The 15963-nt window shown below is 48.6% G+C and carries 12 protein-coding genes; 4 read left to right on the forward strand and 8 right to left on the reverse strand.

What is annotated here, in order from left to right; translation table 11 throughout:
- Positions 1-148 precede the first annotated feature (148 nt).
- The 4 genes from BUA17_RS08440 to BUA17_RS08455 form a co-directional block, all read right to left on the reverse strand.
- On the reverse strand, positions 149-2059 hold the full coding sequence (locus BUA17_RS08440) for a DUF4832 domain-containing protein (RefSeq protein ID WP_072733228.1): 1911 nt from the start codon (positions 2057-2059) through the stop codon (positions 149-151).
- Positions 2060-2262: 203 nt separating this feature from the next.
- Entirely contained in the window at positions 2263-3099 is an 837-nt protein-coding gene (locus tag BUA17_RS08445) for a carbohydrate ABC transporter permease (protein WP_072733229.1), read from the reverse strand.
- Between the two features lie 12 nt (positions 3100-3111).
- Positions 3112-3981: a carbohydrate ABC transporter permease gene (locus BUA17_RS08450; protein WP_072733230.1), complete on the reverse strand. Its 870-nt coding sequence runs from the start codon at positions 3979-3981 to the stop codon at positions 3112-3114.
- Positions 3982-4056: 75 nt separating this feature from the next.
- A complete protein-coding gene (locus BUA17_RS08455; RefSeq protein ID WP_170867807.1) occupies positions 4057-5346 on the reverse strand; it encodes an ABC transporter substrate-binding protein in 1290 nt (429 codons plus the stop codon).
- A 312-nt stretch (positions 5347-5658) separates the two neighbouring features.
- On the opposite strand from BUA17_RS08455, the gene BUA17_RS08460 reads away from it, so the two are divergent.
- The 4 genes from BUA17_RS08460 to BUA17_RS08475 all read left to right on the forward strand — a co-directional run bounded on the left by BUA17_RS08460 (position 5659) and on the right by BUA17_RS08475 (position 12632).
- Positions 5659-7197, forward strand: coding sequence for a glycoside hydrolase family 31 protein (locus tag BUA17_RS08460; RefSeq protein WP_072733231.1), 1539 nt, complete (start codon positions 5659-5661; stop codon positions 7195-7197).
- 336 nt (positions 7198-7533) lie between these two features.
- Entirely contained in the window at positions 7534-9171 is a 1638-nt protein-coding gene (locus BUA17_RS08465) for a response regulator (RefSeq protein ID WP_072733232.1), read from the forward strand.
- Between the two features lie 18 nt (positions 9172-9189).
- Positions 9190-10923 (forward strand): sensor histidine kinase, encoded by a 1734-nt coding sequence (locus BUA17_RS08470; RefSeq protein WP_063562744.1) that lies wholly within the window; start codon positions 9190-9192, stop codon positions 10921-10923.
- On the forward strand, positions 10917-12632 hold the full coding sequence (locus tag BUA17_RS08475; RefSeq protein ID WP_083584622.1) for an extracellular solute-binding protein: 1716 nt from the start codon (positions 10917-10919) through the stop codon (positions 12630-12632). Before BUA17_RS08470 ends, BUA17_RS08475 begins: the two co-directional genes overlap by 7 nt.
- Positions 12633-12727: 95 nt before the next feature.
- Here BUA17_RS08475 and BUA17_RS08480 read toward each other — a convergent pair whose 3' ends face one another.
- The 4 genes from BUA17_RS08480 to rbsB all read right to left on the reverse strand — a co-directional run bounded on the left by BUA17_RS08480 (position 12728) and on the right by rbsB (position 15949).
- Complete coding sequence (locus BUA17_RS08480; protein ID WP_072733233.1) at positions 12728-13483, reverse strand: SDR family NAD(P)-dependent oxidoreductase; 756 nt, start codon at positions 13481-13483, stop codon at positions 12728-12730.
- A gap of 310 nt (positions 13484-13793) precedes the next feature.
- Positions 13794-14366, reverse strand: coding sequence for a TetR/AcrR family transcriptional regulator (locus BUA17_RS08485; RefSeq protein ID WP_063562746.1), 573 nt, complete (start codon positions 14364-14366; stop codon positions 13794-13796).
- 101 nt (positions 14367-14467) lie between these two features.
- Positions 14468-14833 carry a hypothetical protein gene (locus BUA17_RS08490; protein WP_072733234.1) on the reverse strand — a complete coding sequence of 122 codons (366 nt, stop codon included), beginning with the start codon at positions 14831-14833 and terminating at the stop codon, positions 14468-14470.
- A gap of 186 nt (positions 14834-15019) precedes the next feature.
- Entirely contained in the window at positions 15020-15949 is a 930-nt protein-coding gene (gene rbsB / locus BUA17_RS08495) for a ribose ABC transporter substrate-binding protein RbsB (protein WP_063562748.1), read from the reverse strand.
- Positions 15950-15963: the final 14 nt, after the last annotated feature.

Consider the following 15963-nt stretch of genomic DNA (forward strand, 5'->3'; position numbering starts at 1 on the left):
CTTTTTTAGCCATACAAAAATGCACCCCCTAGAATTTCATCGGCCAAACCCAGGGGTTTTTCCAATGTCTATTCTAAGGGGTGCACTTCACTCAACAGTAAGAGTCATTCTCTTAACTGTATAACTTGAAGGGGATGGATGACCTTCTTTACCCTCCCGAACCGGTAGGGTTCACACTCACTAAGATGCGGTCGATATCTGGGGCATAACCCGTCGGCTGTGAGAACAGCAGCGTATTGGACCCCGCCTGCAGATGTACTGTCGTCTCCTGTGAAGCCACTGTTGTCCAAGCGCCGGAACTTGGAAAGTTGAGCGATGTACCAGCCGCTCCATTCACACTTAATATGGCGGAGCGGCTCGCTTCACCATTCAAGTACTGGATCGTCAATTTGTAGTTGCCTGCTGACGGCACTGTTACACTATTGAACTTCAGCGTGCCGCTACCGTTGCCTAAATAACCCACCTTTGCCCCACCTGAGCAAGTCGTGCAGTTCGCAATGACCGCTGAACCTGCTAACGTGTTTCCCGCTGCCTCTGCCTCATAGGCGCTAACACCTGAATTCGGAGGTGTGACTGGCGTCACGGGCTGGTCAGCCAGTAAAGTAGAAGTCGTAGCACTCCCAGAAACGTGGAAACCGGACAGTGTTAGCCAGCCATTTAGGTTCGCGTCCTGACGCGTGTTCGCAAAACGAATGGTCTTGCCGCCGGTGAGTGGATTGACAATCCGCATGACTAACCTGTAATCCCCTGCGGGAAGGTTGTGATTCGCACTATACGAGAAGGAATAGTCCGTGTCTCCAGGCAAGATGCTTTTCAGATTCCACGATTTTGTGCCAAGCGACTTAACCCATGTGTCGGAGGAATTCAGTACGCCGAACTCGACCTCCCAATTGTAGTAAAACGGAGCAACGCCCTTGTTCTGGAGTTTGACGTTGACTTGCAGTGAGGACGCCGATGAATCACTCAGCTGCACCGATGAATTATACAGCGTATAACCAAGCATTTTATGAGCTCGCAGCGCATTAAGCTTAGCCGTCTCGTCAGGCAAAGAATTTTTGTACACACGATCGTACATTAGCCAAGAGGCGTGTGTCGTTTCGACTGAGGTCTGGAAGTCTTCACCGTTTTGGTTGGGCCAGTGCTGCCAAAAACTCGTATCCTGCTGGAGGGGTGGGTATAATTCGCCACCAATCGGATGAGTCTTCCAGATGTTCTGCAGGCCGTTCTGCGTAATCAAACTCCAGAATCCCCAGTCATTTGCGAACAACGTTTCGTACGAAAAAGAATCATCATGGTAGCCGAAAGCGTTTTTCAAATCTGCTGTACTCGCCGAATAAGGATACCTGGCCAGTACCTGGGTCTTCTGGAATGCGCTCTTGAATGCCGAAAGCAGTCCGTCACGGTTACTCTGGTTCATCTCCCAATTCGTTGGGTCTGTATTGTAGGGCCATGTATGCCACTCTCCCCAAAATCCGTATAATCCTGTTGTCAGGAAGCCAATCCGAGGATCGCCATCATAGCGGGCCCCAAGTGCGGTGACGAACTGTCGCAAAGCCTGATTCAGATTTGCGTCGTTCCAGTCGGGGGCCAGACTGTGAGTGGATGTATCATGATTGCCGTTCTGATCATAATCTCGGGTCATAAGCCCGCCATTAATTAGAAACTGCGGAATACCGCTTGTACGCCCCGGGTAGTCAACGTAGACACGGAAAGCCGCCTGGTTGCCCCGACTAGCGATATCATTAAGATAGGCATCCAGCGGTGCCCAGTTGTATGTGTTCCAATCCGTCATCAGGTCACGAAGTGAAACGTAGAACCATTCCATGCTGTGCGGAAAACTGTTGTTCGGATCAACACTTTCCGAGGGAAGCTTGGAGAAGGGTAAAAAGCCCTTCAGTGGATTTAGCTCCAGTCCTGCTTTGTTCGGGTCATAGGTTTGGGCTTGCCACTCCCCTGACGCATAGGCATGGTTGGGCTTGAAGTTCATAAACATTATCGAGCCAAGTAGACAAAAGACGACCATCATCAATCCTAGCCTTGCGATTCTTGCATTCGACATTGCATCTTTCACTCCTGTTCGCATGAGATTAACTATTAAATATGGCAACGAACTTGCTCGCCAGTCTCACTCACCCCCTCTCCAGCTTAAAACTCCACGCATGAACGAGAACACACCTCGTCTCTACTTGATGCAAAAAGCTTAGTAAACGTGGTGGTATGCTCAATCCATTTTCACAGATTACATCGGCGTAATTCAAAAAATCATCCCTTACTGGCACTGAAGGCGACACCCTCAATAAACCGCCGTTGGAAAATAAAAAACAGTATGAGCATCGGAATAACGGCCATGAACGCCCCAGCCATCAATACAGGATAATCCGTACCGAACATGGAGACAAGTGTGGCAAGGCCTGCCGACAGCGTTAATTTTTCCGGTGAGCTGTTGATGATAAGTGGCCACTGTAGTTCATTCCATGACCAGAGTAGTTGGATGATGACGACTGCAACCAGTGCTGACTTGACAAGCGGCAGCATGATGTAGCGAAAGATTTGGAACGGATTGCATCCGTCGAGCACTGCCGCCTCCTCCAATTCTTTGGAGATTCCGAGGAAAAACTGGCGCAGCAAAAAGGTAGCAAATGGGCTGACGAGCGAAGTGATCCAAAGTGCGGTCGTCGTATTCACCAAGCCAAGTTTGCTCATCATCAAATATTGCGGGGTATAGAACACCGGGTTGGGAATCATCATGACCGAAATGATCAGAAAAAAACACAGACCTCTACCCGGAAAGCGAATGCGTGCAAATGCAAAGGCCGCCATCGCGCTGAAGACGACAGGGAATAATGTCTTCATGAACGCAGCCATTAGCGTATTCGCATAATAATGCAAGAAGGCCGATTGCCTAAGGGCGTCTATATAGCCTCGCAAGCTCGGCTCGGCAGGTAATATCGTAATCGGAATCTGGGTCGCCTCCGTCGTCGTCTTGAGCGACGTAAGAATCATCCAGAGAAATGGAAGCACCATGACGGCTGCGCCTGCGATCAGAACCAAATGAATAATAAGGTTGCTTCTATGCTTCGAAGAGACAACTCTGCTCACTTTCGTACCTCCTCAATCGTAAATCACCCATTTTTTTTGCAGCATGAACTGGATACCCGTCAAAACCAGGTTGATCACCAGCAAAATGTTGACAATCGCTGCTCCATAGTTCTGATCGTAATAGATAAATGAATTTTGGTAATAAGCGTATACAAGAGAACGCACGGCCGGTAGCGCAACGTTCGTTTTACCGATAATCAGATAGATACTGTCAAAAATTTGTGTGGCACCGATCACAAGCACGATCGACGTAAAAAATAGTGTTGGTGTTAATAGCGGAAGCGTGATGGAACGAAACTTGCGAAAGCCGACAGCGCCATCAATCTCAGCCGCCTCATACAGAGTACGTGGAATGCCTTGAAGCCCAGCTAGGATCAGCAACATGTTAAAGCCAATCGCTCCCCAAACACCGACCATGACAAGAGCATACATGGCGAACCGCTTGTCAGAGATCCACGCGATGTGTGTGCCGAGTACAGAGTTTAGTAGTCCGTAATCCTGAGCGAAAATAATGACCCACACCATAGCAGCCGCGGCCGCCATCGTAACCTGCGGTAGAAAATAAATGACCCGGTAGACAGCCTGACCCTTGATCTTAGCGTTCAGCAGTACGGCGAAGAACGTCGAAAGTATAATCGTCGTAGGTACAAACAGCACAACATAAAGTATCGTATTACGTAGATTTTGCCAGAACTCTTCGTCCATAAATAATCTCTCGTAGTTGGCCCAACCGACCCAGTGGTTGACAAGGCCGAAGTTTTCGGACTTCAGGAAGCTCAGATAGATGGAATAGACTGCTGGCCAGCTCCAGAAAACGAGCGTTCCGATCAATGTCGGAGCGATCATCATATAAGCCCATATATATCTGCTTTTCGAATGCATTGCCTTCACCTCATTTGTGCCATAGGTATTCCGTTAACCGGAATACCATCGACAATTTTGCCTGACGTAGGGCGCTTACTTTGCGTCCTCAATCGTCTGATTCATCATTTCCGCCACTTTCTTGGCACCTTCTTCGATTGAAATGGCGCCGCCCCATGCCTGTGACATGATTTCTGCTTCTTTCGAGAACCAGACTGGGTACGATTTTGAACCGCTCGGGTACGGAGTCGCGTCCCCCGCCTGATCAATGAATACCTGCAGGTTCAAATCGGGATTGTTCTTCACCCATGCGTCTTGCGTATTATTGAACGCCGGAATCGCGGCACCCATCTCTGCCGTGATCTCAGCGGCCTCCTTGGAGCCGAGGAATTTCAGGAACTGCCATGCTTCATCCTTGTGCTTACCCTTAGTGGACATGACGTTGCCGATGCCATTAATGATATTGCCACGCTTGACCTTCCCCTTCGGCAGGGGTGCCCAATCGTACTTTCCTTTGATAATTTCACTACTCGCCAGATTCCCGTTATCCCAAGATCCATCGAAAATCATCGCGAGCTTGCCGGACTTGAACATTTCGACCGAATCCGTGTCGGTCATCTGCTGGTGCGTCGGCGAAGCCTTGTCAAGAATCATCTGGTAACGGGCCTTTAGTGCCTCAATCGAAGCCAACTCGTCGTAGCCGGATTTGGTCATGTCGTCATTTAAAATAAAACCACCGTTCGCTAACATGTCGTTCCAGTAGCCCGCTTGGGTGTCCAGCTTTGCGCCAAAACCGTAAATGCCCTTGTCTGGCTGACTTAGCTGTTTGGCGACTTCAGCAAGCTTGGCATAATCCCATGTATCGTCTGGATAAGGAATGTTCGCCTGATCGAACAGCTCCTTGTTGTAGGCCAGACCAATGGTATCGAAGTCCTTTGGAATACCGTAGTTTTGACCGTCCATCGTATAGATGGAGACGAGGTTGGACGCGTAGTTGTTCAGATCGATTTCATTGGCCTGCACTTTGTCCGTGATCGGCTCGAGGAACTGGCCTTCTGCGTACTTCATAAACTGACCGCCATGCATCCAGAATACATCAGGCAGCATTCCCGCTGGCGCTGCGGCGGACATCTTCGTCCAATATTCGCCCCAAGGAATAGCATCAACTTTCACCTTGATATTCGGGTGCTGCTCAGTGAACGCATCGGCGATCGCCTCCATTGCCGGCTGCTGGTTTTTGTCCCAGATCGTATAAGAGATCGTAACGTTCTTCTGGGCACCACCGTCGGTAGCCCCGCCCCCGTCGTTAGAACTATTACAGCCCGCCATCAACGAGACAAGAAGTAAGCTGGCGATCCCTGCTGCCATTTTTTTTCTTATATTCATCGTCAAACTCCCCTCGACTTTTCTTAAAAATGAAGTTGTACTCTTATGTCCAGCAATCATGCTCCAAAAGCTGGAGGACGAAAAAAATGCGCGTTTTTTCCGTCAGTCGATCGTCGTGAGCTCTTGACGTTCTCATCATAAATCAGGAAAAATCCGGTTTAAATGCCCAGATTTTAAGATTCAAACCACATTTTTAAGATCCCCTTCCCAACTGCGGATGATCTCTGCATAATAAAACGCGTACCTAAATTCAAACGATTGGGGCAAATCATCCACAAGATTTTGTCCGCAATTCCAAAGGAGAATTCTCCCATGAATAATATCTCAATCACCCGGTTGCCCGGTGAGTACTGGTGGGGCGGTGTGATCAACGATGGCAGCTCCATGCCGTTTGGCCAGACAACATATACGAGGGATTTGCGTGTGACGGATGACAATCAGGCCTCGCCTTTGCTGCTCTCCAATAAAGGCAGATATATTTGGAGCGAGGAACCGTTTGCTTTCCATGTGGACGGGAATGGACTCTCGGTCTTTGATAACGCAGGTGAAGTCGTCGTGGAAGAGGAACATAGCTCCCTGCAGGGAGCATACCGTCATGCTGCTGGCACACACTTCCCTCCTTCCAAGCAAATGCCCGACGCTCTCGTCTTCACAGCCCCGCAGTACTGTACCTGGGTCGAGATGTTCTATAACCCCACGCAGGACAGAATTATCCGTTATGCAGAATCAATTCTAGCGAACGGGCTACCGCCCGGCGTCCTCATTATCGACGACAATTGGATGATGGATTATGGCATGTGGGACTTTGACAAGCACAGGTTCCCGAATCCCCGGGAGATGATCGATACGCTTCATGGCATGGGTTTCAAGGTGATGCTCTGGATGTGCCCATACGTAAGTGCGGACTGCACCATGTTTAAGGAATTGCGGGCGGGTGATCTGCTTCTAATAGGCGTGGACAACGCGCCAATCATCCGACATTGGTGGAATGGGTACAGCGCAGTTATGGATTATACGAAGGAGGAAGGTGCAGCCTGGTTCAAGCGGCAGATGGATCGTCTGATCACTGATTACGGTGTTGATGGTTTTAAGCTTGACGCCGGCGAGCCGTTCTTGCCGGGCGGAGCGGACACGACCCAGCCCGTTGCATGGACTCGTCCCCTGCGTCAGCTTGAAGACTGCGAAGCATATGCTAATCTCGGAGTTGGCTACTCGCTGGTTGAGTTGCGGATGTGTTGGAAACTCGGTGGCCAGGGACTCATCCAGCGCCAGCGGGACAAGACACATACGTGGGACGCCACTGGGCTCAGCGGACTCATACCCAACGCGATTGCTCAGGGACTGCTTGGTTACGCATTTAACTGCCCCGATATGATCGGCGGCGGTATGGACGGCGATATCAACTCCCCGGAATTTCACTTTGACAGCGAATTGTTCATACGGTATACCCAGTGTGCCGCACTGTTCCCTGTGATGCAGTTTTCCATGGCACCCTGGCGCGTGCTGAAAGGTGAGGAGCTAACCTGGTGCCTTGACGCTGTACGGCTAAGATCCGAGCTTGGTCCCGAAATTCTGGCGCTCGCTCGCCAAGCGGCTGCAGACGGTTTACCGATACTGCGCAGCTTGGAGTTCGAATATCCCGGCTGCGGCTACGAGCTCGTAAATGACCAGTTTCTCCTCGGACAGAATCTGCTCGTTGCGCCAGTCGTCGTCAAGGGACTGACATCCAGAAACGTGATTTTTCCTGAGGGTCAATGGCAGGACGAGGATGGAAATATCATCAACGGGCCTATCGAACTTCAAGTTGATGCGCCCCTCTCACGTTTGCCTTGGTATCGCAAAATCCAATAGGAGGTATGTATATCTCCATGAAAAAATAAAGCTGGCTCTGATTGGCGCAAACGCCCGAGGGCTGCCTAGCTATGCTCCCTATGTACTCGCCCATTCGGACGAGGCCGAATTCGTAGCAGTCGCCTCCGCTCAGGCCTCGTTTGACAGCCATCTGATGGCATTCGCTGCCGAGGCGTCAAGGCTGAGGCAGGGATTAGTCGTCGAGATGAGCGAATTCAAGGCAACGATTCTGGCGTCTTGGGCCTGCAATTGACAAAGGAACAGTTCTGCTCAGATAATAAAAAGGTTGAAGATACGTCAACCGTAACAAGCGAAAACTGACTGGGGGATTTAAGCATGTATGAGCTACTAATTGTTGATGATCATGCTCATCTCGTGGACAGTCTCGAACGCACCATGCCGTGGGAAGCGCTCGGCATTGGCAAGGTTCACAAGGCTTTCTCTGGCGAAGAGGCACTCGAACATTGCAAGAGCTATCCCGTCGATATTATCATCACCGATATTCGAATGCCCGGGATCTCCGGCCTGGAGCTGATCGAGCATATAAAAAAATATGACAAACACTTCAAAAGCATCCTGCTATCCGGCTACGGCGAATGGGACTACGCACAGGAGGCGATCAGACAACAGGTGGATGGTTATCTGCTAAAGCCAGTCGACCAAAGAGAGCTGGCCGACATGCTGCGCCAACTTACGGAAGCGCTTCATCTGGAATGGGACGAACGGGGAAAACAGGTGAAGGCAATGAGCATGCTCAGCGAACATATGCCATTGTTTCGAGAAAAGCTGCTTATGGATCTGCTTCAAGGTAGGAAGCTTGCTCCCAAGCTTCTCGAAGAAAAAATGGCTTATTATCGGCTGCCGTTCTGTCCGAGCGACGAAACTGCAATATGCCTCCTACGCATTGAATCGTCTGCTGAGGAGTTGAACTGGAAGGACCAGTCCCTGCTCTCCTCGGCCGTCGCAAATATCGCTGAGGAAACCTTCTCGGAATTGTTTCATGTCTGGCACGGGCGTGATGCGTACGAGCATGAAGTCTTCGTTCTCAAGGTACGGGAAGAGTCATGGCTAGCGCGGGAGAAGGAGCCGGAGCTTAATCGGCAGCGATCCCTCGAACATTTGGCGGCCAGGCTGCAGCAGCACGTCAGACACTTTCTCAAAAGCAGCATTTCAATCGTCGTGAGCCACTGGCAGGTCATGGCTCACGGCCTGCGTGAAACTTACCAGGACGCACTGGCTATACTCACCCGCCATCTTGGCGGTGAGACGGGCCTCTTAATCCGCCTGCAGGACGCCTTAGTGCCGGAAAAGCCCTACCGAGTCCATAGTCTTTACGAGTCACCCACGATGATCCAGTTGTTCGAAATTTACCAGTGGGAGGCGATCTCTGCCAAGTGGGACGCGATTTTCCTTGAGGTGACAAACAAACGAATGGATTCACGGGAAACGCTACTTGAGCTCTATTATCACGCGATGGGCGCCTTCAGCTTTTTTGCCCACAAAAACGGACTCAGCCTGCTTGAGATCATCCCTCCAGAGCTGGAAAAGGCCACTGAAACCAACCGTTTCCGCCATATGTACCAGCTTCAGGATTGGATAGTACTCACGCTCGAGCGATTGCGGGAGATGACCAAAAGCGAATGGAACAATGAGCAAGTAGCGCTCATCCGTAAGGTCCAACAGTTCATCACAGCGCATCTCGCGGACGCCACGCTGCAGACGGCAGCGGATCACGTCGGCCTGCATCCCGCGTATCTGTCCGCTCTGTTCAAAAGCAAGGCAAGCGAAAATATTAGCGAATATTTGTACAAAGTGCGCATGCAGCGCGCGCGGGAAATCCTTATCGAGCAACCAGAACTCAAGGTTAGCGACGTTGCGACGGCAATCGGCTACCATAAGCCGCAGTACTTCATCAAGTTGTTCAAAGAGCATTGTGGACTGACACCGCAAGACTTCCGTCATCAATCCTCCTGACCGAACGGGGACATTATAATGAAACTAACCATTTTCACAAAAATTGTACTTGTCATCTTTCTACTGCTCGTCTCTACCCTGCTTCTGTACTACCTGACCAATCGCTCCAGCGTGCGGCTCATCAAGCAGGAAATTCAAAGAGTGAAATTGAATGAGCTTACTTTCCTGGCCGGAGACATCGACAACAATCTGTCCAAAGTTTCGTCCTTTAGCGATTTTCTCGTACTCGACAAAGATGTGCGACTGCTTGCGACTCCTTCCTTTCTGGAAGGAGATTTTGAGCTGAACAAGTTGAAACTGCGGGTATCGGACAAGTTGAACCTGTTGCATGCCCTGAACAACTGGAACGCCGAATTTATGGTGATTTACGATGAGGATAGTTCATCTTTCTCCTCCACGTCCTCTTCGTCAAAGTTAAGCGAACTGTACCTGGAGACGCACTTCCGTCCGTTCTGGCAGTATGAGCAGACGGGCGATGGCACGTATTTGACGTATTATTTGGCGCATCCGTACACCTTCCGCTTTGATCCGGAGGAAGTGTCTTATGTCGTCAGGGCCAAGATCGACACCAAAAATGTACTCGCCTACTTGGACCGCGCCAAGGGAACGAACGACAACAGCACAATCTTGTTGTCTACGGCCGGGGATGTGCTTGCAAGCGACACAGGGAAGCTTCCTTTCATCCGTGAATTGACAAGCCGACTTGAAGTTGGTAAAGAACTGAGTGGTAACCGACTTATTAAACTGAACGGTGAGCAATACCTCGTTAATTTCACTGCTCTGAGTAACTTTAAAGATTGGTACATCGCCGACTATACCCCGATCAGTGAGGTGCTCAATCCGATCTATGCCAACCAGCGTCTCTACTACTTCTCTAGCGTTTTCCTACTTCTGTTCAGTATCCTGCTCGCCCTGCTGTTATACCGGGACGTGCAGATTCCGATACGTAAACTGCTCTGGGGCGTGAGGAAAATCACATCCGGTCAATATTCCATCAAGCTCCACCAAGAGAGCAATGACGAATTCATGTATTTGTTTGAGCGCTTCAACGAAATGTCCAAAGAGATCAAAGAATTAATTGAAAGGGTTTACATGGAACAGATACGCTCCAAAGAAGCAAAGCTTCGGCAGCTCCAATCCCAGATCCAGCCGCACTTCCTGTACAACTCGCTTGCATTTATCAAGAGTATGACCGAGCTTGATGAGAAGCAGGCCGTCATTGACATGTCTATAAGCTTAAGCCGTTATTTCCGGCAAACGATCAAGTTCGAGAACACGTATACAACGGTGCGGGATGAGCTTGAGCTCGTCCGGTTATACCTGACGATCCAGAGCCTTCAGATGGACCGCTTCGTTTTCACCATTGATGTCGAAGAGCAGCTCCTCGATATACAGGTGCCGCGACTGCTTCTACAACCGCTCGCGGAAAATGCCATTCTGCACGGCATTGAGGCGCTGCGCATGGTTGGTGACATCCGAATTCGTGGCTATTCCAACGGTGAATATTGTGAGCTTATTGTGGCGGATAACGGCTGTGGTGTCGAGCCCGGTCGACTCGACACGCTTCGTAATGCAATCTACTACGGCGCGGACGCCAATACTGCGTGGGCGCTTCACAATGTATATGAGCGGATGAGAGCGATGCTCGGCTCAGAGGCCGATATGGAGCTGGCTAATGGAGAACTGGGTGGACTTCAGGTGACGTTGCGCTGGAAAGTGGTCCGTGAACAGGAGGTAACAGAGATATGTTAATCTGGAAATGGTTGAGGCAGACAGGTCTGTTTGGCCTCGCGATCATCTTGTTTCTAGTCGTTATGATTTTCTCGTTTATCTTTTGGGAAGATCCAACGGCACCCTCCCAACTACTGAAGAAAGAAAACACTTCTGTCAGGCCTGCCCCTTCGTTCATCGGTGGAAAATATGAGTCTCCCGTCGTCTTGACGACCGTTGGGCATCTGTACCCGGACATCGAGTTCAAAAACGGTGAGGATCTGCAAAACAACGTACTGAGCCGACTGTTTGAGGACAAGCTTGGCATCAAGGTCAATTACCTCTGGACGACGACTGGTGATGAGGATGTCTACATCAATAAACTGAACACCTTGATCGCGACCGGTCAGTCCCTTCCCGACATCGTCACATTCAAGGGTGGACAAAATATGTATCCGCTGCTGCGCTCCGGTGCCTTCAGGGACGTAGGAGAGTTGTTCGAGCAGTATGCCTCACCCACGTGGAAGGCAGCCATGGCGCAGGCACCCGAGTCGTGGGAGCGGTACATGATCAACGGCAAAAAAATGGCGATACCAATCCTCGACGGCAAGATGAATTCGAACGAGGTATTGTACATTCGTCAGGATTGGCTTGATAAGCTTGGTCTGAAGGCGCCCACCACCCTCAAAGAGATGGAGTCCGTCATGGATGCGTTCGTTCATCTAGACCCGGACGGCAATGGTAAAGACGACACCTATGGACTTAGCATCAGCTTGAAAAATTCGTTTTTCACCTGGATGTCGGATGCGGGATTTGTATTTGGGGCTTATGGGGAGATGCCGGATATCTGGAGCACAGACCCGGACGGGATGCTGTCTTACGGTTCGGTCCAACCAAGTGTTCGGCAAGGTCTAACGACGTTAAAACGCTGGATGGAGCGAGGCTACATACCAAAGGATGCTGAGATTCTCGATGAGGTCCAAGCGACGGAATCATGGAAGCTTGGCAAGACAGGCATGATTGTGGCGCCGCCGTGGGCGGCCGGATGGCCGCTAGGGAACGTAACTGCGAAAGTACCGGACGCCCGGTTCGAGGCATACCCGATCCCCGTCGGGCCGAGCGGCTTATCTGGTACGCGTGGCACACCACCAGAGTATGGGGCAATTGCTATCAACGCAGATATGGCGAATCCCGAGATTTTTTTCAACTATATGAACTTTGTTTATGACAACTTCATTGATCCTCCTGCTGGCTCACCGTATCGCTGGGGTATCGCTGAAGGCTACGACTACGGCTATGAGGATGGCAAGGTGACATTTCTGGAAAGCCAGGTTCCGGGCGGTTTTGCAGACCCCCAGAAGTATCTCTTAAGCCTATCTCTCCCCTCTGTCCCTAACCTGCTCAGTGAATCGATTGCTCGCATCAACAGCGGTGTATCCGATCAGACCTCATATGACATTAAAAACAAGCTGCTCCGTACACCTCAAGAGCTGAAGGGCTGGCAAATCGTTGAAAGCAATCCCTCCGTCTACAAAACAGATGCCTTCACAGGTGCACCTACGCCTACGATGGAAAAGATCGGTGACGCCCTTGACGAGTTACTGCATGACGCGATGCTCAAAATCGTATACGGGCAGGAGCCGTTGTCAAGCTTCGATCTCGTCGTCGCTAGATGGCACAAGCTAGGTGGCGATAAGATCACTGAAGAGGTGAACAACTGGTACACATCGCTGGAAAAAATCAATCAATAATCGTTGTTTTCTGTGGGTTATCTAAAAATTGAAAGGATCAGATAAAAACATGGCGCACAATGTAATTTGTACGCCATGTTTGATGAAATATTAAATTAATGCAGCTCTGAAATGATGGGATAGATTGGGCTTCTCAGATTGAAATTGTAGTTCAGGTCTACAATCCCTACGACTTCGTTGTTATCATATAGATCTAACATGAAGCCTGCCATTTCTTTGGCAGTGTGGTATTTAGACATGTTTGCTTTGTAATCAAATTCTTCTGTGTCTAATGATTTCTTCACGAATTCCGTTTCCGTAATTGCTGGAGCCAGTACTTTTGCTTTTAATTTTGCCCCTTTTATTTCAAGTTCTTTGGCAAGCCCTTCTGTGAAGGCACTCACGTAATATTTCGATGCCGAATACGCAACACTCCCAACAGCGATGGCATATCCAAGTGCGGATGCAACGTTAATTAACTGAGTTCCCTCTACGTCTGCGTAATCTCGCACATACAGTGTGGAAAGGATCGTTAGGGACTCAATGTTCACACGCAGCATCGTTTCAACTTTCTCCAAATTCTGTTCTGCTACAAAAGAACCTTCACCGAGCCCCGCATTGTTAATCCAAGTCTCAATTTGGTATTTCTTAAGCGTGTTATAAAGTGTGTATGCCTGTCTTGTATCCGAAAGATCACTTGTATGAACAATAACATCTACTGTAGCATCAATATTCTGAATTGCTGATTTGAGTTCTTCTAATTTGTCCACTCTTCTAGCGACCAGGATTAAGTTTTTGCCACGTGCAGCAAATGCCAATGCTGTCTCATATCCAATCCCTGAACTTGCACCCGTAATAACAGTATATTTCATCCTATTTTCTCCTTATCAACATGTATTTTATATAGATAAGCTTTCAAAATAATTTTAGAACGATCGTTCTTGATATTGCAAAAAAAAGTTAGATCTAACTTGCTATTTAGAATAGCATTTCTAGAACGAACAGTAAAGAATTATTTTCTGACTACTATATAATGATGTTTGAACAGGGAACTAATAAGTTTTGCCAGACATGCGATACAAGTTCTTTATAACGTTAACAGAATAAGAACCTGTATCACTAAAACAAATCAGCCTTTGTGGAGACAACTCCCTCTTTGCCATCCAAGCTATAACTCCACTTTCAATCTAAAACGGATAATGTCATATCCATAATATTTGTTAATTTTTGCTGATCCGTAGTGGTCTTAACCAACGTACGTATGCCCACCCATGCATTCATCAAATAATGAGAAATAACTACAGGATCAATGTCAGCCTTGATTTCACCCTTTTGCTGGCCTTCCAGAACAAGGTTTCTCAAGAATTCCTCTGTTCGCAAGTAACTCTCATTAACCAAAGATGCAACTTCAGGATCCAATACGCCCAGTTCTACGCCTGAGTTTACAAGAAAACACCCTAAAGGTTGTCCTTCATTTCTTATTGTTGACTCAAACAATGCTCGAATGATCTCTTTGATTGGTTTTTGTGTATCAATCAGAAAGCTCATTTTGTTGGTCTGCTTCGTTTCATATCGTTCAAGAGCTTTCATAAAGAGTGCATGCTTATCCCCAAATGTATCATAGATACTTCTGCGGTGAATGCCCATAAACCCAACCAGATCCTGCATTGAAGTTTTCTCATATCCTTGGGCCCAGAACAATTGTATGGCTTTATCTAATACTTCATTAACTTCAAATTCTTTGGATCTTGCCATCCTCATCACCTCGAATAATCATTATACATTGAAGTGAACCATCGGCAAACTGAAAATGAACAAGTGCATAGATTACAGGGATGAGATGCGCAAAAGAAGATTTATTTTTTCACAACGTCATCCATGGATTGAACAGCTAATTCGAATGCCTTGATTCTTCTTCTTAAAAGCGTCTTTTGAGGGCTGCCCGCTTTGGACTTATTATAACTGTTCTCAAGTGATGGGAATAATCCAATCAGAACATTTCGAGCTCCTGCTAACTCTTCGTTGGTGAACTGATGAGCTTTTTGATTCCAGGCCATTTCCAGCATAGCCAAACCGACGTATAAGGCGTTAAGTCGTTTCTTTAATAAAGTAGTGTTATTCCCTTTCTGAGTCAAATTAGTCAAGGCGTTTTCGGATTTGCGTATGGTCGATTGGAAAGCTTGGATGGATTGCACTTGTTCTTCCTCTGATACATTTTCCATGTAGTGCTAACCTCTCCTTTTCTCATGCATACAACTAATTTACATTCCTGACGAGATGTAATCAATATTATACTGGGCAAAAACTACCGCAGGTTTCAATGTTAACTGTCTTTTTCACCGTAGCAGATGGATAAATTAAAAATCCCGCCCTAGACATTTTGTCCAGAACGGGACGTACTTGTTGAATTAATCGTTTGCGTTTTCCTTGGTCAACAGCTTCAATTCAGCAGGAATTGATTTTTCTACCTGCTTGCCGCCCAGTACATCCAGAGCAGCTTGCACCGCCAGCTGGCCAATCAGTACTGGCTGCTGAGCGACTGTTGCTGTCAACTTTCCGTCCTTAATGGATTTGATCGCATCATCATTGCCGTCAAATCCAATCACGGGAATGTCTTTACCAGAGCTTTGGATCGCTTCGATCGCCCCCAATGCCATCTCGTCGTTATGGGCAAATACAGCCTGCACGTCAGGATTACCCTGCAGCAGATTCTCCATTACATTCAAACCTTTGGAGCGATCAAAATCGGCAGACTGCTTCGCAACCACATTAAGTTTTTGGTCAGCAATCTCGTGGAAACCTTTCCCCCGCTCTCTTGTTGCTGAAGCTCCGGGTACACCCTCAAGTTCAATCACTTTTGCTCCCTCGCCAAGCTGTTTTACGAAATATTCCGCCGCCATTTGTCCACCTTTGACGTTATCGGATGCGACCAATGCTGCCACGTCGCCTTTGTCTGCGGAACGGTCCAATGTAATTACTGGAATACCCACGCTATTGGCCGATTGAACAGCCGTTGAGATTGCCGCGGAATCCGCAGGGTTAATCAGCAGAGCATCCACGCCCTGTTGAATCAGGTCGTCCACATCATTGGTTTGTTTGGCTGAATCATTTTGAGCATCAACCACGATGACCTGAATTCCTTGTTTTTTGGCTTCCGCAACGACTCCGTCCTTGAGGGAAACAAAGAAGGGATTATTCAACGTGGAAACTGACAGGCCGATTTTTTTCTGTCCATTGCTTCCGGCAGAGTCGGGCTTAGCCCAACCCGGAGGCTCCAGAGAGCATCCTGCCAGAACGATCATCATTACGCTTACAAGCAATATGGTTAGTTTTTTCATGTTCGCTTCTCTCC

Origin of the sequence: Paenibacillus sp. ov031, assembly GCF_900143165.1 — a bacterium.
Taxonomy (GTDB): domain Bacteria; phylum Bacillota; class Bacilli; order Paenibacillales; family Paenibacillaceae; genus Paenibacillus; species Paenibacillus marchantiae.

Excerpts from the sequence above, each read along its gene's own strand:
- BUA17_RS08450 (WP_072733230.1), bottom strand. The coding sequence starts at position 3,981 with ATGCATTCGAAAAGCAGATATATATGGGCTTATATGATGATCGCTCCG.
- BUA17_RS08485 (WP_063562746.1), bottom strand. The coding sequence starts at position 14,366 with ATGGCAAGATCCAAAGAATTTGAAGTTAATGAAGTATTAGATAAAGCC.
- rbsB (WP_063562748.1), bottom strand. The coding sequence starts at position 15,949 with ATGAAAAAACTAACCATATTGCTTGTAAGCGTAATGATGATCGTTCTG.
- BUA17_RS08470 (WP_063562744.1), top strand. The coding sequence starts at position 9,190 with ATGAAACTAACCATTTTCACAAAAATTGTACTTGTCATCTTTCTACTG.
- BUA17_RS08460 (WP_072733231.1), top strand. The coding sequence starts at position 5,659 with ATGAATAATATCTCAATCACCCGGTTGCCCGGTGAGTACTGGTGGGGC.
- BUA17_RS08490 (WP_072733234.1), bottom strand. The coding sequence starts at position 14,833 with ATGGAAAATGTATCAGAGGAAGAACAAGTGCAATCCATCCAAGCTTTC.
- BUA17_RS08440 (WP_072733228.1), bottom strand. The coding sequence starts at position 2,059 with ATGTCGAATGCAAGAATCGCAAGGCTAGGATTGATGATGGTCGTCTTT.
- BUA17_RS08480 (WP_072733233.1), bottom strand. The coding sequence starts at position 13,483 with ATGAAATATACTGTTATTACGGGTGCAAGTTCAGGGATTGGATATGAG.
- BUA17_RS08475 (WP_083584622.1), top strand. The coding sequence starts at position 10,917 with ATGTTAATCTGGAAATGGTTGAGGCAGACAGGTCTGTTTGGCCTCGCG.
- BUA17_RS08455 (WP_170867807.1), bottom strand. The coding sequence starts at position 5,346 with ATGAATATAAGAAAAAAAATGGCAGCAGGGATCGCCAGCTTACTTCTT.
- BUA17_RS08465 (WP_072733232.1), top strand. The coding sequence starts at position 7,534 with ATGTATGAGCTACTAATTGTTGATGATCATGCTCATCTCGTGGACAGT.